16 protein-coding genes and 4 rRNA genes are annotated in these 24717 nt (G+C 60.1%); 18 read left to right on the top strand and 2 right to left on the bottom strand.

Annotated elements, in window-relative coordinates; translation table 11 throughout:
- Positions 1–103: 103 nt before the first annotated feature.
- The 3 genes from tilS to ABI796_RS00730 all read left to right on the top strand — a co-directional run bounded on the left by tilS (position 104) and on the right by ABI796_RS00730 (position 3081).
- Positions 104–1150: a tRNA lysidine(34) synthetase TilS gene (tilS, locus tag ABI796_RS00720; protein ID WP_141282992.1), complete on the top strand. Its 1047-nt coding sequence runs from the start codon at positions 104–106 to the stop codon at positions 1148–1150.
- A gap of 30 nt (positions 1151–1180) precedes the next feature.
- Positions 1181–1732: a hypoxanthine phosphoribosyltransferase gene (gene hpt, locus ABI796_RS00725; RefSeq protein WP_011772910.1), complete on the top strand. Its 552-nt coding sequence runs from the start codon at positions 1181–1183 to the stop codon at positions 1730–1732.
- Positions 1733–2259: 527 nt separating this feature from the next.
- Positions 2260–3081, top strand: coding sequence for a hypothetical protein (locus ABI796_RS00730; RefSeq protein ID WP_141286638.1), 822 nt, complete (start codon positions 2260–2262; stop codon positions 3079–3081).
- A 14-nt stretch (positions 3082–3095) separates the two neighbouring features.
- On the opposite strand, the gene ABI796_RS00735 is transcribed toward ABI796_RS00730, so the two are convergent.
- Positions 3096–4073 carry a type IV toxin-antitoxin system AbiEi family antitoxin domain-containing protein gene (locus tag ABI796_RS00735; RefSeq protein ID WP_141286636.1) on the bottom strand — a complete coding sequence of 326 codons (978 nt, stop codon included), beginning with the start codon at positions 4071–4073 and terminating at the stop codon, positions 3096–3098.
- 482 nt (positions 4074–4555) lie between these two features.
- Here ABI796_RS00735 and ftsH point away from each other — a divergent pair, with 482 nt between their 5' ends.
- The 14 genes from ftsH to rrf all read left to right on the top strand — a co-directional run bounded on the left by ftsH (position 4556) and on the right by rrf (position 21394).
- A complete protein-coding gene (gene ftsH / locus ABI796_RS00740) occupies positions 4556–6625 on the top strand; it encodes an ATP-dependent zinc metalloprotease FtsH (RefSeq protein WP_141286634.1) in 2070 nt (689 codons plus the stop codon).
- A 10-nt stretch (positions 6626–6635) separates the two neighbouring features.
- Positions 6636–7268: a GTP cyclohydrolase I FolE gene (folE, locus tag ABI796_RS00745; RefSeq protein WP_141286632.1), complete on the top strand. Its 633-nt coding sequence runs from the start codon at positions 6636–6638 to the stop codon at positions 7266–7268.
- Positions 7269–7273: 5 nt separating this feature from the next.
- Positions 7274–8179, top strand: a complete 906-nt coding sequence (gene folP / locus ABI796_RS00750; protein WP_141286630.1) for a dihydropteroate synthase — start codon at positions 7274–7276, stop codon at positions 8177–8179.
- 12 nt (positions 8180–8191) lie between these two features.
- Positions 8192–8551 carry a dihydroneopterin aldolase gene (gene folB, locus ABI796_RS00755; RefSeq protein WP_141286628.1) on the top strand — a complete coding sequence of 120 codons (360 nt, stop codon included), beginning with the start codon at positions 8192–8194 and terminating at the stop codon, positions 8549–8551.
- The gene (gene folK, locus ABI796_RS00760; RefSeq protein ID WP_141286626.1) at positions 8548–9093 is read left to right on the top strand and encodes a 2-amino-4-hydroxy-6-hydroxymethyldihydropteridine diphosphokinase; all 546 of its coding nucleotides are present in this window, start codon (positions 8548–8550) and stop codon (positions 9091–9093) included. Before folB ends, folK begins: the two co-directional genes overlap by 4 nt.
- Positions 9090–9611 (top strand): DUF3180 domain-containing protein, encoded by a 522-nt coding sequence (locus ABI796_RS00765; RefSeq protein ID WP_141286624.1) that lies wholly within the window; start codon positions 9090–9092, stop codon positions 9609–9611. The genes folK and ABI796_RS00765 overlap by 4 nt, the downstream gene beginning before the upstream one ends.
- Positions 9592–10104 (top strand): PH domain-containing protein, encoded by a 513-nt coding sequence (locus ABI796_RS00770; protein ID WP_141286622.1) that lies wholly within the window; start codon positions 9592–9594, stop codon positions 10102–10104. The genes ABI796_RS00765 and ABI796_RS00770 overlap by 20 nt, the downstream gene beginning before the upstream one ends.
- Positions 10101–11672 carry a PH domain-containing protein gene (locus ABI796_RS00775; protein ID WP_141286620.1) on the top strand — a complete coding sequence of 524 codons (1572 nt, stop codon included), beginning with the start codon at positions 10101–10103 and terminating at the stop codon, positions 11670–11672. The genes ABI796_RS00770 and ABI796_RS00775 overlap by 4 nt, the downstream gene beginning before the upstream one ends.
- On the top strand, positions 11665–12573 hold the full coding sequence (locus ABI796_RS00780) for a Rossmann-like and DUF2520 domain-containing protein (RefSeq protein WP_141286618.1): 909 nt from the start codon (positions 11665–11667) through the stop codon (positions 12571–12573). Before ABI796_RS00775 ends, ABI796_RS00780 begins: the two co-directional genes overlap by 8 nt.
- Positions 12574–12578: 5 nt before the next feature.
- Positions 12579–13481, top strand: coding sequence for a pantoate--beta-alanine ligase (gene panC / locus ABI796_RS00785; protein ID WP_141286616.1), 903 nt, complete (start codon positions 12579–12581; stop codon positions 13479–13481).
- A 106-nt stretch (positions 13482–13587) separates the two neighbouring features.
- On the top strand, positions 13588–15105 hold the full coding sequence (locus ABI796_RS00790; protein WP_141286614.1) for a DHA2 family efflux MFS transporter permease subunit: 1518 nt from the start codon (positions 13588–13590) through the stop codon (positions 15103–15105).
- Between the two features lie 755 nt (positions 15106–15860).
- Positions 15861–17382 (top strand): 16S ribosomal RNA (locus ABI796_RS00795).
- 570 nt (positions 17383–17952) lie between these two features.
- Positions 17953–21106: ribosomal RNA gene (locus tag ABI796_RS00800) — 23S ribosomal RNA — on the top strand.
- 171 nt (positions 21107–21277) lie between these two features.
- Positions 21278–21394: ribosomal RNA gene (gene rrf / locus ABI796_RS00805) — 5S ribosomal RNA — on the top strand.
- Between the two features lie 609 nt (positions 21395–22003).
- Here rrf and ABI796_RS00810 read toward each other — a convergent pair.
- Entirely contained in the window at positions 22004–22597 is a 594-nt protein-coding gene (locus ABI796_RS00810; RefSeq protein WP_141286744.1) for an HhH-GPD-type base excision DNA repair protein, read from the bottom strand.
- 540 nt (positions 22598–23137) lie between these two features.
- On the opposite strand from ABI796_RS00810, the gene ABI796_RS00815 reads away from it, so the two are divergent.
- A 16S ribosomal RNA gene (locus tag ABI796_RS00815) occupies positions 23138–24659 on the top strand.
- Together the 16S, 23S and 5S rRNA genes form the textbook arrangement of a ribosomal RNA operon.
- Positions 24660–24717 lie beyond the last annotated feature (58 nt).

The raw sequence follows: 24717 nt of genomic DNA on the forward strand, positions 1-24717 counted from the left end.
TTCCGTAGGTGGCTCCACCGGCGGGTCCGCCATCGGTTCCGCAGCTAAAGGTCGACGCCGGCCCGGGCGTTTGGCGCCGGTGGTCGGCAAGGCACGCAAGCAGTTGCAGAACGCCTTGGCCTCCGCCGGGTACCCCTCGCATGTCCTGGTGGCCTGCAGCGGAGGGCCTGATTCGTTGGCATTGGCAGCCATAGCCTCCTATTTCGCCAGGCGGGGTCATGTGGACGGCCATCCGGTTTCCGTTGCCGGAGTGGTGGTGGATCATCAGCTGCAGGAGGGCTCAGCCGAAGTCGCGTCCCGAACCGCCGCAATGCTGCGTGAACTGGGCCTGTCTCCGGTGGAGGTACGCACTGTGGAAGTCGCCGCCACGGGTTTTGGGCCGGAGGCTGCGGCCAGGGATGCCCGTCATGCGGCGTTGGAAACGGCTGCGGACCAGCTCGGATGCGATGCGATCCTGCTCGGCCACACCCTTGACGACCAAGCCGAGCAGGTACTTCTGGGCTTGGCCCGTGGATCCGGAACGCGCTCACTGGCTGGTATGCGGCCCGTTCGCGGACGCCTGCTCCGGCCCTTCCTTGGCCTTCGTCGCCAGGAAACCCTGGAAATCTGCCGGGTGGAGGAGCTCTCTCCCTGGCACGATCCCAGTAATTCAGATCCCGCGTTCGCCAGGTCCCGGACACGTGTTGAAGTCATGCCCGTGTTGGAAGAAAAGCTCGGCCCCGGAGTTGCAGAGTCACTTGCCAGGACGGCCGCAATCCTGCAGCAGGACGCCGACTTCCTTGAAGAACTCGCCAGCGAGACCTATCTCTCACTGGTCCAGCCCATGGAGGGCGGCATCTGGCTACCGGAGGACGCCGTCCGCGAGCTGCCCGCAGCGCTGAGGTTCCGTGTCATCGCCAAAGCAGCGGCCGACGTCGGAGGTCAACAACCCGGCTACGGGCGCCTCCACGCTGCGGAAGCGCTGCTGCGGCGGCAAGGCTCCGCGGGTCCCGTTGAGCTTCCCGGCCACGTCAGTGTGTTCCGTTTATCCCTCAGTGATCTGGAGCAGGAACGTGCTGTTCCGGCGGGCGCTGCCGCTGACAGCGTTCCCCGACAGGCCTCCCCCTGTGGGAAGCTAGTATTCCGGCATCAGAAACCGTCCCAACAGTAGCCGCACCGAGCATCAAAACAGGAGCCATTGGTGGATTCAAACGACGTCCAGGCAGATCTCAAGCACGTTCTTTACACCAAAGAGCAAATCCAGACGCGTATCGCGGAACTTGCGGCGCAGATCGACAAAGACTACGAAGGCCGCGACATCCTCATTGTCGGTGTCCTTAAGGGTGCGGTCATGGTCATGGCTGACCTGGCACGTGCCCTGCACAGCCACGTCAGCATGGACTGGATGGCTGTTTCGTCCTACGGGTCCGGTACCCAGTCCTCCGGTGTTGTCCGGATCCTCAAGGACCTCGACACCGACCTCATGGGCAAGGATGTCCTGATTGTGGAGGACATCATCGACTCCGGCCTGACCCTGTCCTGGCTTAAGTCCAACCTTGAATCCCGTGGCACGGCGAGCGTCGAAATTTGCACGGCTTTCCGCAAGCCCACCGCCGCCAAGGTGGAAATCGACGTCAAGTACGTCGGCTACGACATCCCCAACGAATTCGTTGTGGGCTACGGCCTCGACTACGCCGAGAAGTACCGCAACCTGGACTTCGTGGGCACCTTGGCCCCGCACGTTTACGAGTAAAGCACTCCGTTTTCCCGGGTCTTCCCGGGCCCGCCGCCGCTACCTTTTCCGCTCTTCGCGCCCGTAACCTCTGGTGCGTGTGGCGGGAGTGGGTGCGGTGTTGGCGCTTAAGGGGTGCGCTGGGCGGTAGCGGGTGCGGTGGTTAGGGTTCGTGCACCCCTGCCGCTGCGGGTTCGCACTGATCACTTCTTTACGCCGCTACCTTTTCCGCTCTTCGCGCCCGTAACCTCTGGTGCCTGTGGCGGTAGTGGGTGCGGTGTTGGCGCTTAAGGGGTGCGCTGGGCGGTAGCGGGTGCGGTGGTTAGGGTTCGTGCACCCTGCCGCTGCGGGTGGTGGTGTTCCATTTGGCTGTGGTGGCGTTTCTTGGTGCCGCTACCTTTTCCGCTCTTCGCGCCCGTAACCTCTGGTGCGTGTGGCGGGAGTGGGTGCGGTGTTGGCGCTTAAGGGGTGCGCTGGGCGGTAGCGGGTGCGGTGGTTAGGGTTCGTGCACCCTGCCGCTGCGGGTAGCCCTCGCGCTAAACTGAACCATGACCGGTGCTCCCGCCCGTCTCTTGACGTGGCTCGCCGTCATGGCGACTCTCCTCACGGCCTGCACTCCTGCGGTCGATCTCACTGAGACCGATGCCGGGCAGTCACCTGCGTCCTCTTCCGCTCCGTCAACCACGGATGCAGTCGAAGCTGTGCCGTCAACGAGCGCCACCCAAAATCCGGTACCGCCGCAGCCCGCACCTCCTCCACCCGCTGTGCCTCAGGCTTTTGCCCTGAACCTTTACCAAGAGGGAGACTTTGTCCCGCAGTACACCTTCGACTGGTGTGTAGCGGCGAGCATCCAAATGGCGCATAACCTCATTGATGACACCGGAGGCGGAACCTGGACGTCCTCCGCGCAGCAAAGTGAGCTGTGGGAGATGGCCCGTGCACGGTCTTCGAATTCTTTCAACGGTGCAAACCCCCGGGGCTGGGCGCAGGTGTTGACCGAAGTTGGAATGGGCCCCTACTCGGTGGTCAGTATTGCGGGCTACGAGGACGCGTTGCAGACGGCGTCGCGTGCAATAGCCGAAACTGGGCGCCCGGTGGGGCTGGTCATGTGGAGCGGCCGGCATGCGTGGGTGATGAGCGGCTTTGAGTCCGTGGGTGATCCTGCTCAGTTCCCGGAGTTCCAGGTGACTGGGGTTCGCGTCCTGGATCCGCTCTACCCTTACGGCAGTGGACAGTGGGGTCCTTCTCCGGAGCCCAACAGCCTGCTTACGCCGGAGCAGTTGGCCGCACAGTTTGTTGTCCGCGAGCCCCGGCGCTGGAGCTCTGACCTGCCCACTGGTTACCTGCTGGTCCTTCCAGTCGCAGCCTGACTCAGTTGGGTGCTTTACGCCGCGCGCAGGGAGCGAAGACCGCCGTCGTTCAGAATGCGCGCGAACACACGTGGGTTCATCATGTCGGACCAGTCCCAGCGAACAACAGTGAGGCCCAGAGCCCGCAATCCGTTTTCACGGTCCTTCTCCGCCAGGACGGCCTGTTGGATGGTCTGGTTTCCTCGTAGCTCTTGTCTCAGGTACTTTCCGTGACCATCGAATTCCCCCACAAGATCAAGTTCGCGCCACCAGAAGTCAGTTCGGGCTGTTCGTCCGTTTCTCAGCGTAAAAGAGCCTTGGAGGCTGGGCATGGGGAAGTTGAGCAAAATCATTTGGGCTCGACTCATGGATTCACCCACCGACTCGGACTTTTCTGAAGAGAGATCCAGAACCGATTGGGCACGTCGTTTCCTCGAGGCACTGCTGAGAGCGGAGACAGCTTCAGCCAGTTCGTCCATGCGGGCCGGCGGACCCCACGCCCTGTCCTTAGCCCAATTGCCGGCCTCGAGAGCATCGCCCCACCTTTGATTTCGTCGGCTGGAGTCCACAACGGCCAATGCGTCAGCAAAGTTCAGCGCAGCGGCCAGCTCTACTGTGGTGCGCGCCTTGTCTGTGACCTGGAAATCGCCCAGTTGGGCCACCCCGCTATCAAGGGAGCCCAAGCTTCTCCGGATTCCATGCTTCGACCTGCCACCTCTGGGGTCATCAGTAACGGTGCATAAACGCTTCGGCGTACTCAGGATGCCCAGGCCCCACAGGAGCGAAGCCGTCTGGAGGTTAAAGATGGGCGGTGTCCTGGCGGCATTGACCAGTGCAGCAGCTTGAAGTCCATGCCGCTGGCGCTCGTTCAATTCCGCCCAGTAGGCAGCGCGAATGTAGGCGCCCCGTCGAACCCGAACAAGCTCGCCCCGTTTGGCCTGCTTGGCAAGGTGGCGCGCGTCCTGTCCGATGCGCGTCGCATCTGAAGCAAGTATGAGTTCCGAAATGACCATAGGTTCCACGTTTGCCGGTTCTCTGCGAAGTCGAAAGCACCCGACCGAGCTATGTGGAAAATCCGAGCTATGTGGAAAACACGAGGGATCGTAGGCAGGAATCCACCCCCGTTGCCACCCAAATCGCGGGCGAGTGCAGCCAGCACCAATGCATTCCTGCACCCCTTTCCGCCGTTCGCGCCCCACGTTCACCAGGCCCGCACCCGTTCCCGCCATCCGCGCCAGTGGTTACGGGTGCGGGTGGCGGGAGTGGGTGCGCCAGCCCCCGGCCAATAGCCCGCAACAGCACCGGAACTACGCAAAACCCCTGTTCCAGCAAACCCAACACGAGTATCCTGTGTACGCCCAGAGGGAACTTTTGCACTTTCCAATGCGTGAATTACTGGGAACGGTGTATAGCTTGAAACTGAAGCAGCACCACTCGCGCGCAGAAGTTGCGCCTTGCAGCACTACCAGGAGGGACGGGGCAAAACCCCGATCAGATGAAAGCTAAGAGTTTCTTCAAGGGCCCGGGCATCTGGATTGTTGTCGTCGTTGGCTTGCTCCTGGTGGCATTCGCAACACTGGCTCCGGGCGGTTCCACGCGCATTGACACCAAAGAGGGCCTGGAACTCCTTTCCCAAAGCGGAAAGGTTGAGCAGGCCAAGATATTCGACGCCGAGAACCGCGTCGATCTGGTGCTTAAGGACAACCTGAACCTGGATGGCCAGGACAAGGGCAAGAACGTGCAGTTCTTCTACGTCACGGATCGCGGTCCGGATGTGGTCAAGGCTGTTACCAACGCCAACCCGGACAAGGGCTTCACGGATCAGCCGGTGGAGAACAACTGGTTCTCCGGCCTGTTCTCCTTGCTGATTCCTGTACTGCTCCTGGGTGTACTGTTCTGGTTCCTGCTGTCCCGCATGCAGGGCGGCGGCTCCAAGGTGATGCAGTTCGGCAAGTCCAAGGCCAAGCTGGTCAACAAGGACATGCCGCAGGTGACCTTCTCTGACGTTGCCGGTGCTGACGAAGCTGTGGAAGAGCTCCAGGAAATCAAGGAGTTCCTTCAGGAGCCGGCCAAGTTCCAGGCCGTGGGGGCCAAGATCCCCAAGGGTGTGCTGCTCTACGGTCCTCCAGGTACCGGTAAGACGCTTCTGGCCCGCGCTGTTGCCGGTGAGGCGGGCGTCCCCTTCTTCTCCATCTCCGGCTCGGACTTTGTTGAAATGTTCGTCGGTGTTGGCGCTTCCCGTGTCCGCGACCTTTTCGAACAGGCCAAGGCAAGTTCCCCGGCCATCATCTTCGTTGATGAAATCGACGCCGTTGGACGTCACCGCGGTGCCGGCATCGGCGGCGGAAATGATGAGCGCGAGCAGACCCTGAACCAGCTCCTTGTTGAGATGGACGGGTTTGACGTCAAAACCAACGTGATCCTCATTGCCGCCACCAACAGGCCTGACGTTCTGGACCCCGCGCTGTTGCGCCCGGGCCGTTTTGATCGCCAGATCACCGTGGAAGCGCCCGACATGATTGGCCGCGAACAGATCCTCAACGTTCACGCCAAGGGTAAGCCGATGGCCCAGGGGATTGATCTGAAGAGTGTTGCCAAGAAGACCCCCGGTTACACGGGTGCGGACCTGGCCAACGTCCTCAACGAGGCTGCATTGCTGACTGCCCGGTCCAATGCCAACCTGATCGATGACCGCGCGTTGGACGAGGCAATTGACCGTGTCATGGCAGGCCCGCAGAAGCGCAGCCGCGTCATGAAGGAGCTTGAGCGTAAGATCACCGCGTACCACGAGGGCGGCCATGCGCTGGTTGCTGCCGCGTTGCGTAACTCGGCTCCGGTCACCAAGATCACTATCCTTCCCCGAGGACGCGCTCTCGGCTACACCATGGTGATTCCCGAGGACGACAAATACTCGGTCACCCGCAACGAGCTGCTTGACCAGATGGCCTACGCCATGGGCGGCCGCGTTGCTGAGGAGATTGTGTTCCACGATCCCTCTACAGGTGCTTCCAATGACATTGAGAAGGCCACTGCCACGGCTCGCAAGATGGTCACCCAGTACGGCATGAGCGAGCGTGTGGGTGCGGTGAAGCTTGGCCAGGGCGGCGGTGAGCCGTTCCTCGGCCGCGACGCCGCTCAGGAGCGCAACTTCTCCGATCAGATCGCCTACGTTGTGGACGAGGAAGTACGCCGTTTGATCGACCAGGCGCATGATGAGGCTTACGCCATCCTGACGGAAAACCGGGATGTCCTGGATCGTCTGGCCCTGGAATTGCTGGAACGCGAAACCTTGAACCAGGCCGAGATCGCCGAGATCTTCCACGACATCCGGAAGCGCGATTTCCGCGAGATCTGGCTGTCCAAGGAATCCCGCCCGGTACAGTCCATCCCGCCGGTGGAATCGCGCGCTGAGAAGGCTGAACGCGAAGCCCAGGAAGAGGCCAAGAAGGCCCGTCTGGACGAGCCTTTGGACGTCGTGGCGCCACACGCTCAGGGGGTCAGCAGCCAGGATTCATTCCAGGCCCCGCGCCCCGACGGCGGCAACGACCACCCGCATCACGGCTAAGCTTTCTGCTGTGACTCATTTCGACGACGACGACCTCGCCGCCGCCCACGGTTCCGCCGCGGGCTCCACGCACGGCCATAAGGTGGACCGCCCGCGCATTGAAGCGGCTGTTCGCGAGATTCTCCTGGCAATTGGTGAAGATCCTGAGCGTGGGGGCCTCCTGGATACGCCCAAGCGCGTGGCCAAGGCTTACGCCGAGGTCTTTGCAGGTCTCCACCAGCATCCCGCGGAGGTACTCTCCACCACGTTCGACCTCGACCATGAAGAGCTTGTCCTGGTGAAGGACATTCCCTTCTACTCGACGTGCGAGCATCACTTGGTGCCGTTCCATGGAGTGGCGCATGTTGGTTATATTCCGTCACATGACGGCAAGGTGACCGGCTTGAGTAAGTTGGCGCGCTTGGTGGATATCTTTGCGCGGCGGCCTCAGGTGCAGGAACGCCTCACCACTCAGATCGTTGAGGCGCTGGTGAAGCACCTCAACCCGCGCGGTGCGATTGTCGTCGTCGAATGTGAACACATGTGCATGTCCATGCGCGGCATTCGCAAGCCCGGCGCAAAGACCGTCACCAGTGCGGTGCGCGGTCAACTCCATGACCCGGCCACCCGCGCCGAGGCCATGAGCCTCATACTCGGAAGGTAAGCACAATGGACTCCCTCGCTGCAGCACCCGGAACCGGCCCGGCCACAAGCCCGTTGCCGATTCTCCGCAAACCGCGTCCAGCGGCCAGGTTCGAGGACCTGCCCAAGGACCGCACGCTCGTCATGGGAATCCTCAATGTCACCCCGGATTCCTTTAGCGACGGCGGTACTCACCGGACACCGGACACTGCCATCGCGCTCGGCCTGCGGATGTTTTACGCAGGCGCGGACATCATCGACGTCGGCGGTGAATCCACCCGTTCGGGCGCTGAACCGGTTTCTCCTGAGGAGGAACAGCGTCGCGTCATCCCCGTGATCCAGGCGCTGGTGAAGGCCGGCGCACTGGTCAGCATCGACACCATGCACACGTCCACCGCGGCGGCTGCAGTTGAGGCGGGTGCGGCCATCATTAACGATGTTTCCGGTTTGACGATTGAGCCGGATATGCCCGAACTCGTGGCGCGGACCAAGGTTCCGTACATCCTGACGCACCGCCGCGGCGATGCATTGACCATGGACAGCCTCACAGAGTACACCAACGTGACGGAGGACGTGGTGGCGGAGCTTAGCGGCGTCCGTGACAAGTTGTATGCCGCGGGAGTAGCGCCGGAGCAGATCATCATTGATCCGGGTGTTGGTTTTTCCAAGAACGAGGACCAGAACTGGGAGATCCTGAAGAATCTGGATCACCTTTTCTCGCTGGGACACAAGGTCATGGTTGCCGCTTCCCGCAAGCGCTTCCTTGGTTCCCTCCTCACCGTGGCCGGCAAGTCCGCTGCACCTTTGGAGCGCGACGCCGCTACCGCTGCCATTACCGCTTTGAGCGCCACCAAGGGTGCCTGGGCTGTTCGGGTTCACGACGTCGGCCCCAGCCTTGACGCCGTCAAGGTCGCCGCCCGCATTTCCCGCTGATTGGATACCGCTGTGGACAGGATCACGCTCACCGGCGTCACCGCCGTCGGTTATCACGGTGTGTTCGATTTTGAACGCCGTGACGGCCAGCCCTTTGTTGTGGACGCCGTGCTGCATACGGACTTCACCAAGGCTGCTGAGACGGATGATCTGCAGTACACGGCCCACTACGGCGAAGTGGCGGAGCTGATTACCAAGCACATCGAGGGTGAGCCCTTGAACCTCATTGAGGGCCTGGCGGTCAGGATTGCCGAGGGCATCCTGGAAAACTACAACGTGGCTGCCGTGGATGTCACCGTGCACAAGCCCAAGGCACCCATCGAGGTCCCTTTCGGCGACGTCACTGTCAGCGTCCACCGGGAGCGATCATGACGTCCGGCTATACCAAGGCCATTCTGGCCCTTGGCAGCAACCTGGGGGAGCGTAACGACACCTTGTCCACCGCCGTCGCGGATCTGGTGGACCCACCTGAGGTGCGCCTTCTTGGCGTCTCCCCTGTGGTTCAAACCAAAGCTGTGGGTGGTCCGGAGGGCCAACCTGATTTCCTGAACATGGTCATGGCTGTGGAGACCACGCTGAGCCCTATGGAACTGCTGAAGCACTGCCATGCCGTGGAGCAAAAGCATCACCGCACCCGGGAGGTGCGTTGGGGTCCGCGGACGCTGGACGTAGACGTGATCGTGTTCGGCGATGTCACCAGCGATGATCCGGTTCTGACCATTCCTCATCCGCGGGCAGCCGAGCGCGCTTTCGTGCTCTACCCGTGGTCCCTGCTGGAGCCGCATGCCACACTGAACGGCCAAAGCGTGGCTGAACTGGCCGCCGTCGCCGATGACATGCCGGACATCCGGCGTTTCGACGGTTTTGGTGACGTCGCCGGTGTGCCGGCTGCCGGAGCAGTGGAGCAGCCATGAAGGCTATGCGCCCCGTAGTTCTGGTGCTCATCGCCGTCATTGCTGCCGTCATTGGTTGGTTGGCTACGGTGGCTACCAACCGTTTCAGCATGCCAACGCCCGTGCTGCCCGTTTCTGCGCTCATCACCATGGCGGTCATTGCCGGGCTGACGCTGATCATGGGTGTTCGTGTGCTTCGTTGGAGGAACGGCAACAAGAAGAAGCTGCTTGATCCGATCCTGGCGGCGCGGACCCTGATTCTGGCCCAGGCCTGTGCCTACGCCGGTACGCTGCTGCTGGGCTGGCACGCGGGGATCGCCACGGATCTTCTCCGCATTGGTGGTTTGCGCGGCGGTGAAGGGATTCTTTGGAACGCCCTGCTGATGGGCGGCGGCGGCGTGGTAATGATTGTGGTTGGACTCGTGGTGGAGCGGTTCTGCCGCATTCCGCCGGAGGATCTGGAAGGTGGCACGGCCGGACCGGAGACCCGTCGCGGCGAAACCAAAGGTGAAGGCGAGTATGCGTACCGAGGCGATTGATCCCCCCGGTGTCCAGTGGCTTCGGGTTTCCCCGAAGTACGTCACGGTTCGCTTGGTGGAATGGGCAATCGGCAACATTGTGATGTTGGCGGTCCTCAGTTTGCCGCTGATTTTTGTTTTGCTCGGATGGTGGCGGTGGCCGCCGCTGTGGCTAGCGATTACGGTTCCGGCGGTCATGCTGGTGTTGGCGTTGTGGCGGCTGGTCCTGATTCCCCGTCAGGTGCGGGCAATCGGCTACGCGGAGCGCGACGACGACCTCCTTATTCGCCGCGGCATTTTCTTCCAGCGAACCATGGTGGTCCCTTATGGCCGGATGCAATACGTGGACGTCGCGGTGGGACCTGTTGAACGCAGCCTGGGGCTGTGCACGCTCAAACTTCACACGGCGTCGGCGGGAACCAATGCGCACTTGCCTGGCCTCCCCTCAGCAGAAGGGGCACGCTTGCGCGAGCAGCTTTCGGCTCGCGGAGAAGCCAGGCTGGCCGGGCTGTGAGCCTGGAGAGCGACGCCACTGACAGCCTTCCGGGCAAGCCGGAACAAACAGCCGACGGCCACTGGAACCGCGTCCACCCAGCGTCACCGTTCGTTCGCGGCTGGGTGGCGCTTGCCGCCGTCGGCTTCTTCTTTGGCCGGGACGCTTTTGAGAGGATGTTGCAGGGCCGGGATCTGATGGACCCGAACCTCAGCGGGCGGGTGCCGTGGCTCCTTGCGGGCGGCGCCGTGGTGTTGCTGCTGACGGTAGGCGGTTTCATCCTCAGCTGGTACTTCACGCGCTACCAGGTGGCGGAGGGGTATGTTCGGGTCAATACCGGATTCCTGTTCAAGCAGCAACGGCAGGCTCGTTTGGATCGCGTTCAGGCGATCGACATTGTGCAGCCGCTTTTGGCGCGGATTTTCGGTCTTGCTGAACTCAAGTTTGAAGTGGCCGACGCCGGCGAGTCGGCAGTGCGGCTGGCTTACCTTCCGCTGGACCAGGCCAAACAGCTGCGTGCCACCATCCTTGCAAGGGCCGCTGGGGTAGTGACCGGGCCCGAGTCGACCGAGGAAGTCCCGGAAGCTCCCGAGCATATTGTGCTGTCCGTGCCCCCGTCCCGGCTTATCGGATCATTGGTGCTCAGCGAGCAGACCGTCGGAATCCTTGCTGGTACCGCCGTGGTGGTGGCTGTCTCCGTATTCACGCAGAACCAGACACTTTTCCTGGCGCTCATCCCCGGTATCCTGGGAATTGGCGCCGCGTACTGGAGCTCCTTCAATAAGGGCTACAACTTCACGGCCGCAATTTCCCCGGACGGCATCCGTCTTCGATACGGCCTTTTGGATACCCAGGCACAGACTCTGCCTCCGGGACGGATCCAGGCGCTCATGGTCACGCAGCCGCCCTTGTGGAGGATCTTCGGCTGGTACCGGATGGTTGTGAATGTGGCTGGTTACGGGCTGTCCGGCTCTACTGAAGGTGCTTCCCGCACCATGCTGCTTCCCGTTGGCCTCAAGCCTGATGTCCTGCAAATGATGTCGTTGGTGCTGCCCGATCCTGGAGTTGAGGATCCGGAACGGGTATTCACTGACGGGTTGGATGGACTTGGGGCGGCCAAACCTGACTCAGGGCCGGGTGACCAGTTCACCACCACTCCCCGTGGCGCCCGGTTGTTGGCCCCGTTGGGATGGCGCCGCAACGGATTTCTTGCCACTAAGACTGCCTTGCTGATCCGCTCGGGACGCTGGTGGCACACGTTGGTGGTGGTTCCGCATCAGAGGACGCAATCCATGGCACTGCATCAGGGCCCGTTGGCGAGGCGCTTCGGCGTAGCTGATCTTGTCCTCCACACCACGGCCGGTCCTGTTTCTCCCAGGGTGTTCCAAGCCGGCGTTGAGCAGGCTGTGGAGCTTTTCGACCAGCAGGCTGCCCGCGCCCGCGAGGCACGGAAACGGCAAACCAGCGAACAATGGCTGGCGCAGGTTGCCCCGCAAGCCCCGGAGGTCGCGGCCACACTTACGGAACAACCCGCACAGCCGGAACCACCCCGCACTTCACCCCAACAGGAGGAACACCACCATGGCTAGGCCAGGACGACTCGGCGTCGGAATCATCGGCGCCGGCAAGGTGGGTGCCGTATTGGGTGCCGCTCTGCGCGCAGCCGAGCACGCCGTCGTCGGTGTTTCTGCTGTGTCGGAGGCGAGCCGCGAGCGTGCCGAGAACCTGCTTCCCGGCGTGCCGATCCTGGAGATCCAGGACATTGTGGAGCGTTCCGAGCTGGTTTTGCTGGCCGTCCCTGACGACGCCTTGGGTGAGTTGGTGGCGGGACTGGCCAAGCTCGGTGCCTGGCAGCCCGGGCAACTGGTGGCACATACGTCAGGCCGGTTCGGCGTCGGAATCCTCAACCCGGTCCGGGCAGCGGGTGCGATTCCGCTGGCCCTGCACCCCGCCATGACCTTCACGGGCATGAGTTTGGACCTGACACGACTCATGGATTGCACTTTTGGTGTTACAGCGGATGCCGCCATGTTGCCGATCGCCCAGGCCCTGGTGGTGGAGATGGGTGCGGAGCCCGTGGCCATCGCTGAGGCCGATCGAACCCTCTATCACGCATCCCTTGCGCACAGTTCCAATCACATGGTCACGCTGGTGGCGCAGGCGTCGCAGATGCTGCGGGAGATCGGCGTCGAAACCCCGGAGGCCATGCTTGGTCCGCTGTTGCGCGCCACTCTTGAGAACGCCCTGGCATCGGGCGAATCTGCGTTGACAGGACCTGTTGCGCGGGGGGATGTGGGTACCGTTTCCGCGCACGCCCAGGCACTGAAAGAGTACGACGGCGGTGCTGGCGGGGATGTCCTTTCGGCCTACCAGGCCATGGCGCGGGCCACTGCACGCAGGGCGGGAAACCGCGGACTGCTGCGCCCTGAACAACTGAACGATATTGACGAGGCCTTGGGTGCCGAACCCAAGGCTCCGGAAGGAAACTGAACAGCATGGCCATCAAACTCGTGACTACAGCGGCGGAACTGCGGGCCGAAAGCGCCAGGCTGCTGGCCTCCAAGGGTGGCAGTTCCCAGGGCTTGGTGCCCACCATGGGGGCCCTGCATTCCGGTCACGCAGCACTTGCCCGTACCGCCGTGGCGGAGAATGACGTGGTGGTGGCCACCGTCTTCGTCAACCCCTTGCAGTTCGGGGACGCCGTGGACCTGGACCGCTACCCGCGCACGCTTGAAGCGGACATGGCCTTGCTTGACGCCGAGGGCGTGGACCTGGTCTTCGCGCCATCCGTGGACGAGGTTTATCCCGGCGGCCAGCCGCTGGTGCGGGTGACAGCCGGCCCGCTGGGTGAAAAATGGGAAGGCGCCTCGCGCCCCGGACACTTCGACGGCGCCCTGACCGTGGTGGCCAAGCTGCTGCACTACGGGCTCCCGGGAGGTGCTGCAGCGGACGGCTCGACGGCGGCCTACCGCGCCTACTTCGGGCAGAAGGACGCACAACAGTTGGCGTTGGTGAGGCGCATGGTCGCGGACCTGAACTTTCCTGTAGAGATTGTTCCGGTGCCGATTGTTCGTAGTGACGATGGCTTGGCTCTTTCCAGCCGCAACCGCTTCCTTTCCGATGACGAGCGTGCTGCGGCACTGGTGTTGTCCCGTGCTCTACGCCTCATTGAATCCCGCGCAAACGCGCACGAACCGCTTGATCTCGAGTCCGCGGTCGCCCTTGTTGATTCCCAGCCGCTGGTGGAACTGGACTATTTCGACGTCGTTGACCCTGTCACGCTGGAACCGCTCGCGGAGAACTGCAAGGAGACACCCTTCCGTGGTGAAGGTCTGGCGATCATTGCAGCCAAGGTGGGCCCGGTGCGGCTGATCGACAACGCGCCATTGTTCTCCTAGCGTTTGGAATTTTTTCTCCTGACGGGAATTGGATGGGCGTTTAGACTGTTTTAGTCTTCACCGGCACAGATCGCCGGACACCAAATCCAAACCTTGGGGAATCCTCATGTCTACCGACGTCACGTCCGACGCCAACGGCAAGCCTGCATCGGGCGCTTCCGGCTCCGTCACCTCCGCAGAGGCGGCACCACCGGTGGTGCCGGAATCACAAGCGCCGGTCTCGAACGGCCCAGTGTCCGGGAAGATGTCACGCGAATCCGTCACTGTCATCGTCACGCTGTTGGTGGCAACGTTCGTTGTCATCCTCAACGAGACCATCATGAACGTAGCCCTCCAGCGGCTCATGGTCGACCTCCAGGTGAGCGCCTCCACCGTGCAGTGGCTGGCCACTGGCTTCATGCTGACCATGGCCGTGGTTATCCCCACCACCGGGTTCATCCTGCAACGGATGAGTACGCGCGGTGCGTTCATGTTGGCCATGGGACTCTTCAGCGGTGGAACTTTGCTGGCCGCAGTGGCACCGGGTTTCCTGGTGTTGCTGCTGGCACGCATTGTTCAGGCCGGTGGTACCGCCATCATGCTGCCGCTGCTGATGACCACCATCCTCACACTGGTACCGATTTCCAAGCGTGGTGTGGTCATGGGCAACGTGAGCATTGCCATCTCGGTTGCTCCGGCCATGGGCCCCACCGTTTCCGGCATCATCCTGGACAACTTCTCCTGGCGGTTCATGTTCGTGTTCGTGCTGCCCGTTGCCTTGGCTGCGTTCGCGATCGGTGCCAAGTACCTCACTAACGTGGGGGAACGCGAGAAGACCACGTTGGACGTCCCTTCGGTGATCCTTACAGTGCCCGCATTTGGTGGCCTGGTGTACGGCCTGAGTCAGATCGGTGGGGCCGAGGCCGGAGTGGTTCCCGTGATCGCACTGGTAGTTGGCATCCTCTGCCTGGCACTGTTCGTCTTCCGCCAGCTCAAACTCCAGAAGTCCGACGCCCCGCTGCTGGATCTGCGTGCTTTCAAGTTCCGTATGTTCACGGTGTCCACGCTGCTGATGGTGGTTGCCATGATGGCGCTGTTCGGCGGCGTGATCCTCCTGCCGCTGTACCTCCAGAACACCCTGCACTTGCAGCCGCTGGAGACTGGCCTGGCTCTGCTGCCTGGCGGTTTGGCCATGGGCTTGCTGGGGCCGGTCATCGGCCGGATCTTCGACAAAGTGGGTCCGCTCCCGCTGACGGTCACTGGTTCCGTGCTGATGGTTCTGACCCTCTGGCAGTTCTCCCGGCTGGATGAAGGAAGCTCGCTTGGCTGGGTTATAGCCCTGCACGTCGCCCTGAGCCTTGGCCTCGCCATGCTGTTCACCCCTGCATTCACCACTGGCCTGAACCCGTTGCCGCCGCACCTCTACTCCCACGGTTCGGCGATCATCAGCACCGCGCAGCAGGTTTCCGGTGCAGCTGGGACGGCCTTGCTCGTGTCCATTTATGCTGTGGTTTCGGCGTCTTCGGGCGAGGTAGCCGGCATGCAGACAGCATTCCTGGCAGCCACCGTTATCGCCGTTGCTGCCGTGGTGCTCGGCGCCATGATGCGCAAGACCGAAGGCGCCGGAGGCCACGGGGGCCACTAACCCTGCTCACCCCCCTCCGACGCTCTCTCATTTCCCCTGGGTTTTTACCGGACCGTCTTTCAGATCCCTCGGGTTTTTGCCGGACGCTCTCTCACTTTTGTGGGGGAGCGGTTCTGTTTAACGGCAGTGGGTTGGTTGTTAGGTCTTGATGTTCGACGGCGGTGGTTGGCTTTGGGTTCGGGGGCTGGTGGTGTTGGGGTTGGGTGGGGTTGTTGGTGGTGTGATGGGCTTCACGTGGGTTGGTTGTTGGGTGTTTGGCGGGTTTTGGGGTGTTGGTGGGGTTGTTTGCCGTGTGTTTGCGGGGGTTTTGGGTGGTGTTGGGGTGGATTTGGTGTGGGGGTTGGGCGCGTGTAAAGTTATTCGAGTCGCCGCCGCTGATGCGGAAAGATAGCGACCGACTCCCTTTCAAATTCGCCGGTTTCGGTGGTGCTTTTGTGCGCTGCTGGGTGGTGTGGGAGGCCCGGGTTCTGGTTTGCTTTGTGCGGCTGGTTCGGGTAAGTTTGAAAAGTTGCTCCGGAGCGATTCCGGGACCTGTGAGGGTTCTGGTTGGTGCCGGGTGTGTCTGTTGTTTGAGAACTCAATAGTGTGCCAAGTTTGTTGATGCCGATTGTTTTATTGATTGGTTGAAATTATGGCCAGGTCGTCATGCACCCCCGTGTGTGGTGGTCTGGTTTTCAGCTGGTTTCGAATTTTGTGCAGCCGTGTCCGCCGTTATTTCCGGTGGGTGTGGTTGTGTCTGTTTGATTTGTTTTACTTCAACGGAGAGTTTGATCCTGGCTCAGGATGAACGCTGGCGGCGTGCTTAACACATGCAAGTCGAACGATGATCCCAGCTTGCTGGGGGATTAGTGGCGAACGGGTGAGTAACACGTGAGTAACCTGCCCTTGACTCTGGGATAAGCCTGGGAAACTGGGTCTAATACCGGATATGACCATCTGGCGCATGTCATGGTGGTGGAAAGCTTTTTGTGGTTTTGGATGGACTCGCGGCCTATCAGCTTGTTGGTGGGGTAATGGCCTACCAAGGCGACGACGGGTAGCCGGCCTGAGAGGGTGACCGGCCACACTGGGACTGAGACACGGCCCAGACTCCTACGGGAGGCAGCAGTGGGGAATATTGCACAATGGGCGCAAGCCTGATGCAGCGACGCCGCGTGAGGGATGACGGCCTTCGGGTTGTAAACCTCTTTCAGTAGGGAAGAAGCGAAAGTGACGGTACCTGCAGAAGAAGCGCCGGCTAACTACGTGCCAGCAGCCGCGGTAATACGTAGGGCGCAAGCGTTATCCGGAATTATTGGGCGTAAAGAGCTCGTAGGCGGTTTGTCGCGTCTGCTGTGAAAGACCGGGGCTCAACTCCGGTTCTGCAGTGGGTACGGGCAGACTAGAGTGCAGTAGGGGAGACTGGAATTCCTGGTGTAGCGGTGAAATGCGCAGATATCAGGAGGAACACCGATGGCGAAGGCAGGTCTCTGGGCTGTAACTGACGCTGAGGAGCGAAAGCATGGGGAGCGAACAGGATTAGATACCCTGGTAGTCCATGCCGTAAACGTTGGGCACTAGGTGTGGGGGACATTCCACGTTTTCCGCGCCGTAGCTAACGCATTAAGTGCCCCGCCTGGGGAGTACGGCCGCAAGGCTAAAACTCAAAGGAATTGACGGGGGCCCGCACAAGCGGCGGAGCATGCGGATTAATTCGATGCAACGCGAAGAACCTTACCAAGGCTTGACATGAACCGGAAAGACCTGGAAACAGGTGCCCCGCTTGCGGTCGGTTTACAGGTGGTGCATGGTTGTCGTCAGCTCGTGTCGTGAGATGTTGGGTTAAGTCCCGCAACGAGCGCAACCCTCGTTCTATGTTGCCAGCGCGTTATGGCGGGGACTCATAGGAGACTGCCGGGGTCAACTCGGAGGAAGGTGGGGACGACGTCAAATCATCATGCCCCTTATGTCTTGGGCTTCACGCATGCTACAATGGCCGGTACAAAGGGTTGCGATACTGTGAGGTGGAGCTAATCCCAAAAAGCCGGTCTCAGTTCGGATTGGGGTCTGCAACTCGACCCCATGAAGTCGGAGTCGCTAGTAATCGCAGATCAGCAACGCTGCGGTGAATACGTTCCCGGGCCTTGTACACACCGCCCGTCAAGTCACGAAAGTTGGTAACACCCGAAGCCGGTGGCCTAACCCTTGTGGGGGGAGCCGTCGAAGGTGGGACCGGCGATTGGGACTAAGTCGTAACAAGGTAGCCGTACCGGAAGGTGCGGCTGGATCACCTCCTTTCTAAGGAGCTGCTAACAACTGGTTGCTGTGCCTGTATGGGTGTGGTGGTGGTTGTCAGTGTTGCCCATTGCGCAGGCGTCTGTTCTGCGGTGGGTGCTCATGGGTGGAATATCAACAAATCAAAGTTTCTTTGGCATGGCCTTTCCTGGTTGTGTCCTGGTGTTAGTACGGCTTCCTGTGTTCCTGCTTTGGTGGGGGTGTGGGTTGTGTGGAACGCTGCCGGGGCGTGGTTTGTGGGGGTTGTGTTTGGCGCACTGTTGGGTCCTGAGGCAACAGGACCTTTTTGCAGCAATGCATGGGGGCACTTCTGGTGTTTCTTTTGTTCCTGCGGCCGGTTCCTCTGGTCACCGTTGAGCGGCTACTCCTTTTGTTGGGGTGGTTGTGGTGGTTGGGGGTGTGGTTGACGGGGTTGTTGTTTGAGAACTACATAGTGGACGCGAGCATCTGAAACACACGCGTGGCTGGCTTCCTTTTTGGGGGTTGGTTGGTGTGTGTTTCTACAGCAATTTCTTATGAATGAACCTGGCCCTTGTGGTCATGGTTCTCTCGAGTAAGTTTTTGATCTTGTGTGGTCAAGTTTTTAAGGGCACACGGTGGATGCCTTGGCATTAGGAGCCGAAGAAGGACGTAGGAATCTGCGATAAGCCTGGGGGAGTTGATAACCGAGCGTTGATCCCAGGATGTCCGAATGGGGAAACCCCGCACAACGCTGTCATGGTGATTGTGTGACCCGCATCTGAACACATAGGGTGCGTGGGGGGAACGCGGGGAAGTGAAACATCTCAGTACCCGCAGGAAGAGAAAACAATAGTGATTCCGTTAGTAGTGGCGAGCGAACGCGGATCAGGCTAAACCGTTTCCATGTGTGATAGCCGGCGGGCGTTGCATGGGCGGGGTTGTGGGACTTTCCGTTCTGGTTCTGCCGGACCAGTGAGGTGAGGTGCAGGCATAGGTGAACGGTCTTGAAAGGCCGGCCAGAGAGGGTGTGAGCCCCGTAACCGTAATGTTGTGCACGGCCTGGGGAGTATCCCAAGTAGCACGGGGCCCGAGAAATCCCGTGCGAATCTGTCAGGACCACCTGATAAGCCTAAATACTTCCTAATGACCGATAGCGGACCAGTACCGTGAGGGAAAGGTGAAAAGTACCCCGGGAGGGGAGTGAAACAGTACCTGAAACCGTGTGCTTACAATCCGTCGGAGCAGTCGTGAGTAATCACAAGTAACTGTGACGGCGTGCCTTTTGAAGAATGAGCCTGCGAGTTAGTGTTACGTCGCGAGGTTAACCCGTGTGGGGTAGCCGTAGCGAAAGCGAGTCTGAATAGGGCGAGTGTAGTGGCGTGATCTAGACCCGAAGCGGAGTGATCTACCCATGGCCAGGTTGAAGCGACGGTAAGACGTCGTGGAGGACCGAACCCACTTCAGTTGAAAATGGAGGGGATGAGCTGTGGGTAGGGGTGAAAGGCCAATCAAACTCCGTGATAGCTGGTTCTCCCCGAAATGCATTTAGGTGCAGCGTTGCGTGTTTCTTGCCGGAGGTAGAGCTACTGGATGGCCGATGGGCCCTACAAGGTTACTGACGTCAGCCAAACTCCGAATGCCGGTAAGTCAGAGCGCAGCAGTGAGACTGTGGGGGATAAGCTTCATAGTCGAGAGGGAAACAGCCCAGACCACCAACTAAGGCCCCTAAGCGTGTGCTAAGTGGGAAAGGATGTGGAGTTGCGAAGACAACCAGGAGGTTGGCTTAGAAGCAGCCATCCTTGAAAGAGTGCGTAATAGCTCACTGGTCAAGTGATTCCGCGCCGACAATGTAGCGGGGCTCAAGTACACCGCCGAAGTTGTGGATTTCACATAATGCCCTAGCCTTCGTGGTTCAGGGGTGTGGAGTGGTAGGGGAGCGTCGTGTGGGCAGTGAAGTCGCGGTGGAAACCAGCGGTGGAGCCTACACGAGTGAGAATGCAGGCATGAGTAGCGAAAGACGGGTGAGAAACCCGTCCGCCGAATGATCAAGGGTTCCAGGGTCAAGCTAATCTGCCCTGGGTAAGTCGGGACCTAAGGCGAGGCCGACAGGCGTAGTCGATGGACAACGGGTTGATATTCCCGTACCGGCGAAAAACCGCCCATGCCAAGCGGGGGATACTAACCGCCCGGAGCCTGCCCGCCCACCCTTGTGGTGTGTGGGTTTTGGCCGAGCGCGGGACCTGATCCCGGGAGGTAAGCGTATTAACAGGTGTGACGCAGGAAGGTAGCCGGGCCGGGCGATGGTTGCCCCGGTCTAAGGATGTAGGGTCAGGGATAGGCAAATCCGTTCCTGTGTGCTTCGAGCACGATCCTGAGATCTGATGGGACCCCCGTATGGGGGGATCCGGTGATCCTATGCTGCCAAGAAAAGCATCGACGCGAGGTTTTAGCCGCCCGTACCCCAAACCGACACAGGTGATCAGGTAGAGAATACCAAGGCGATCGAGAGAATTATGGTTAAGGAACTCGGCAAAATGCCCCCGTAACTTCGGGAGAAGGGGGGCCTGCCCCGTGATGGAGACTTGCTCTCCGTGAGCGGGTGTGGGCCGCAGAGACCAGGGGGAAGCGACTGTTTACTAAAAACACAGGTCCGTGCGAAGTCGCAAGACGATGTATACGGACTGACTCCTGCCCGGTGCTGGAAGGTTAAGAGGACCGGTTAGCCCTTACGGGCGAAGCTGAGAATTTAAGCCCCAGTAAACGGCGGTGGTAACTATAACCATCCTAAGGTAGCGAAATTCCTTGTCGGGTAAGTTCCGACCTGCACGAATGGAGTAACGACTTCCCCGCTGTCTCAACCATAAACTCGGCGAAATTGCAGTACGAGTAAAGATGCTCGTTACGCGCAGCAGGACGGAAAGACCCCGAGACCTTTACTATAGTTTGGTATTGGTGTTCGGAGTGGCTTGTGTAGGATAGGTGGGAGACGTTGAAACCCGGACGCCAGTTCGGGTGGAGTCATCGTTGAAATACCACTCTGGTCACTTTGGACATCTAACTTCGGCCCGTGATCCGGGTCAGGGACAGTGCCTGATGGGTAGTTTAACTGGGGCGGTTGCCTCCTAAAAAGTAACGGAGGCGCCCAAAGGTTCCCTCAGCCTGGTTGGCAATCAGGTGTCGAGTGTAAGTGCACAAGGGAGCTTGACTGTGAGAGAGACATCTCAAGCAGGGACGAAAGTCGGGACTAGTGATCCGGCGGTACATTGTGGAATGGCCGTCGCTCAACGGATAAAAGGTACCTCGGGGATAACAGGCTGATCTTGCCCAAGAGTCCATATCGACGGCATGGTTTGGCACCTCGATGTCGGCTCGTCGCATCCTGGGGCTGGAGTAGGTCCCAAGGGTTGGGCTGTTCGCCCATTAAAGCGGTACGCGAGCTGGGTTTAGAACGTCGTGAGACAGTTCGGTCCCTATCCGCTGCGCGCGCAGGAAATTTGAGAAGGGCTGTCCTTAGTACGAGAGGACCGGGACGGACGAACCTCTGGTGTGTCAGTTGTACTGCCAAGTGCATCGCTGATTAGCTACGTTCGGATGGGATAACCGCTGAAAGCATCTAAGCGGGAAGCTCGCTTCAAGATGAGATTTCCATACACATTATGTGTGAGAGGCCCCCAGCCAGACCACTGGGTTGATAGGCCGGATGTGGAAGCGAGGACTAAAGACTCGTGAAGCTGACCGGTACTAATAGGCCAACAACTTACACCACACAACACACTGCACGCGTCCACTATGTGGTTCCCGAACAACAACCCACAACAGGTTGTTCCAGGAACCAACAACTGAATAACAACACCACAGTTGAAACAACACCACAGTTGTAACAACACCACAGTTGTAACCCAAAGATTTCCCACCCCACGGGGTCGGGTAACAGAGTTACGGCGGTCATAGCGTGGGGGAAACGCCCGGTCCCATTCCGAACCCGGAAGCTAAGACCCACAGCGCCGATGGTACTGCACCCGGGAGGGTGTGGGAGAGTAGGACACCGCCGGACAACCATTACAGAAAGGCCCCGACCACCAGGTCGGGGCCCTTCGCTCTTAACCACCAAACACCCAACACCCATCAGCTGAGGGCCGCTCTGAGCACCCCCACATAGTGATCAACCTTCCCGAGGTCCACCGCACCGCAGCTCGCTCCTCGAGGTGCGCCCAGAGGCTAGCTCTACAAGATGTCACGCCTGCCCGTAAGCGTCGAGGACGACCACCATGATTGACGTGACCATTATCGAGAGAAGCGGTATCCAAAACGCGATGCTGCGCTTGGTCAGCATCACGATCGTAGCTATTGCTGCTGCGAGTGGGATAAGGAAAATCAGAACGTAGGCAGTGGTTGCCGCCCATGGAGGTATTGAGCGGCTTCCGTCCATCCACTCGGACGCGCCGAGGGCCACAAGCAACTACTGGGCGTGCGCACCCGGCCCGACTGTGGATGTGAAGACGTGACTGTTCTCATCTCTGCTGACCGTGAAGGCCGCCGGGCAGTCGCGTACCTCAGATTCGCAGCGGCCGCGTAGCTCAAGGATCAGATGGCCACCGACTTCCACATCCAGATGCAGAACAGCTAACGCGGGGGCCGCCCTTGGTTCCGTAAATGGGGGCGGCTAGTTGCCGGCTGACTTGGCAGCCTTGGCAGCTGCTTTCGCTGCCTGCTTGCTGGCGCGGACTTTGACCAGGGATTCGGGGTCCACGATGTCGGCGACTGAGAGATACGAGCCCTCTTCGCCGTAGTGGCCGGCGGCTTCGCGCCATCCCTCCGCCTGCAGGCCGCATTGCTTGCCCAGGAGCGCCAGGAAGATCTTTGCCTTTTGATCCCCGAAGCCCGGCAGTGCTTTGAGCCGACGGAGTACCTCGGGGCCGTCAGGGTTTCCGCGCGTCCAAATGGCAGCAGCATCGCCATCCCAGTGAGCGTGTACGGTGGCGGCGAGGTCCTGGACCCGCGCAGCCATGGAGCCTGGGAACCTATGGACTGCAGGCCGTTCCTTGAAAACTTCCACGAACCCGGCGGGATCGTACTCGGCGATGGTCTCCGGATTGAGGGAGCCCAGCCTGGCGCGGATCTTCTCCGGCCCGGCAAACGCCGACTCCATAGTGACTTGTTGATCGAGCAACATACCCGTCAACAACGCAAAAGCGTCGTCACTGAGCAGTTGGTCGGCGGCGGCATCTCCGGTGATGTGCAGTTCCATGCGTTCCATCCTCCCATCAGGCGGCCACGACGTCATTTGTCCCCTCATTGCGACCCTCTTATTGCACCCGCAACGCGTGGATCTGTTGGCAGCTTGAGGTACGCCAGCGCAGACGCGTCGTTAGGTGGTGTTCGACGGCGGTGTTGTGGGGGTTTTGGGGGTGGTGGGGGTGTGGTTGGGGGTGGATTTGCGTTGGGGGTGTGGGGCGTGTATTGTTTTCTGAGTCGCCGGGTGCGAAACGGAAAGCCGGAAGGTGTGTACGGTTCGGTAGGCGGCCAAAAATAACTCTTCTTTTCCAATGGCCCTGTTGGGTGCGCTGCTTTGTGTGGTGTGCTGTGGGTGATGTTTTGGAGGGTCTGTTGTTTGAGAACTCAATAGTGTGCCAAGTTTGTTGATGCCGATTGTTTTATTGATTGGTTGAAATTATGGCCAGGTCGTCATGCACCCCCGTGTGTGGTGGTCTGGTTTTCAGCTGGTTTCGAATTTTGTGCAGCCGTGTCCGCCGTTATTTCCGGTGGGTGTGGTTGTGTCTGTTTGATTTGTTTTACTTCAACGGAGAGTTTGATCCTGGCTCAGGATGAACGCTGGCGGCGTGCTTAACACATGCAAGTCGAACGATGATCCCAGCTTGCTGGGGGATTAGTGGCGAACGGGTGAGTAACACGTGAGTAACCTGCCCTTGACTCTGGGATAAGCCTGGGAAACTGGGTCTAATACCGGATATGACCATCTGGCGCATGTCATGGTGGTGGAAAGCTTTTTGTGGTTTTGGATGGACTCGCGGCCTATCAGCTTGTTGGTGGGGTAATGGCCTACCAAGGCGACGACGGGTAGCCGGCCTGAGAGGGTGACCGGCCACACTGGGACTGAGACACGGCCCAGACTCCTACGGGAGGCAGCAGTGGGGAATATTGCACAATGGGCGCAAGCCTGATGCAGCGACGCCGCGTGAGGGATGACGGCCTTCGGGTTGTAAACCTCTTTCAGTAGGGAAGAAGCGAAAGTGACGGTACCTGCAGAAGAAGCGCCGGCTAACTACGTGCCAGCAGCCGCGGTAATACGTAGGGCGCAAGCGTTATCCGGAATTATTGGGCGTAAAGAGCTCGTAGGCGGTTTGTCGCGTCTGCTGTGAAAGACCGGGGCTCAACTCCGGTTCTGCAGTGGGTACGGGCAGACTAGAGTGCAGTAGGGGAGACTGGAATTCCTGGTGTAGCGGTGAAATGCGCAGATATCAGGAGGAACACCGATGGCGAAGGCAGGTCTCTGGGCTGTAACTGACGCTGAGGAGCGAAAGCATGGGGAGCGAACAGGATTAGATACCCTGGTAGTCCATGCCGTAAACGTTGGGCACTAGGTGTGGGGGACATTCCACGTTTTCCGCGCCGTAGCTAACGCATTAAGTGCCCCGCCTGGGGAGTACGGCCGCAAGGCTAAAACTCAAAGGAATTGACGGGGGCCCGCACAAGCGGCGGAGCATGCGGATTAATTCGATGCAACGCGAAGAACCTTACCAAGGCTTGACATGAACCGGAAAGACCTGGAAACAGGTGCCCCGCTTGCGGTCGGTTTACAGGTGGTGCATGGTTGTCGTCAGCTCGTGTCGTGAGATGTTGGGTTAAGTCCCGCAACGAGCGCAACCCTCGTTCTATGTTGCCAGCGCGTTATGGCGGGGACTCATAGGAGACTGCCGGGGTCAACTCGGAGGAAGGTGGGGACGACGTCAAATCATCATGCCCCTTATGTCTTGGGCTTCACGCATGCTACAATGGCCGGTACAAAGGGTTGCGATACTGTGAGGTGGAGCTAATCCCAAAAAGCCGGTCTCAGTTCGGATTGGGGTCTGCAACTCGACCCCATGAAGTCGGAGTCGCTAGTAATCGCAGATCAGCAACGCTGCGGTGAATACGTTCCCGGGCCTTGTACACACCGCCCGTCAAGTCACGAAAGTTGGTAACACCCGAAGCCGGTGGCCTAACCCTTGTGGGGGGAGCCGTCGAAGGTGGGACCGGCGATTGGGACTAAGTCGTAACAAGGTAGCCGTACCGGAAGGTGCGGCTGGATCACCTCCTTTCTAAGGAGCTGCTAACAACTGGTTGCTGTGCCTGTATGGGTGTGGTGGTGGTTGTCAG

Source organism: Paenarthrobacter aurescens (assembly GCF_041549525.1).
GTDB lineage: Bacteria > Actinomycetota > Actinomycetes > Actinomycetales > Micrococcaceae > Arthrobacter > Arthrobacter aurescens.

What these genes read in the sequence shown, in the direction of transcription:
- ABI796_RS00770 (WP_141286622.1), top strand. Translation starts at nt 9,592, where the DNA reads ATGCGTACCGAGGCGATTGATCCCCCCGGTGTCCAGTGGCTTCGGGTT.
- panC (WP_141286616.1), top strand. Translation starts at nt 12,579, where the DNA reads ATGGCCATCAAACTCGTGACTACAGCGGCGGAACTGCGGGCCGAAAGC.
- folP (WP_141286630.1), top strand. Translation starts at nt 7,274, where the DNA reads ATGGACTCCCTCGCTGCAGCACCCGGAACCGGCCCGGCCACAAGCCCG.
- ftsH (WP_141286634.1), top strand. Translation starts at nt 4,556, where the DNA reads ATGAAAGCTAAGAGTTTCTTCAAGGGCCCGGGCATCTGGATTGTTGTC.
- ABI796_RS00790 (WP_141286614.1), top strand. Translation starts at nt 13,588, where the DNA reads ATGTCTACCGACGTCACGTCCGACGCCAACGGCAAGCCTGCATCGGGC.
- ABI796_RS00780 (WP_141286618.1), top strand. Translation starts at nt 11,665, where the DNA reads ATGGCTAGGCCAGGACGACTCGGCGTCGGAATCATCGGCGCCGGCAAG.
- ABI796_RS00735 (WP_141286636.1), bottom strand. Translation starts at nt 4,073, where the DNA reads ATGGTCATTTCGGAACTCATACTTGCTTCAGATGCGACGCGCATCGGA.
- folK (WP_141286626.1), top strand. Translation starts at nt 8,548, where the DNA reads ATGACGTCCGGCTATACCAAGGCCATTCTGGCCCTTGGCAGCAACCTG.
- ABI796_RS00730 (WP_141286638.1), top strand. Translation starts at nt 2,260, where the DNA reads ATGACCGGTGCTCCCGCCCGTCTCTTGACGTGGCTCGCCGTCATGGCG.
- ABI796_RS00765 (WP_141286624.1), top strand. Translation starts at nt 9,090, where the DNA reads ATGAAGGCTATGCGCCCCGTAGTTCTGGTGCTCATCGCCGTCATTGCT.
- ABI796_RS00810 (WP_141286744.1), bottom strand. Translation starts at nt 22,597, where the DNA reads ATGGAACGCATGGAACTGCACATCACCGGAGATGCCGCCGCCGACCAA.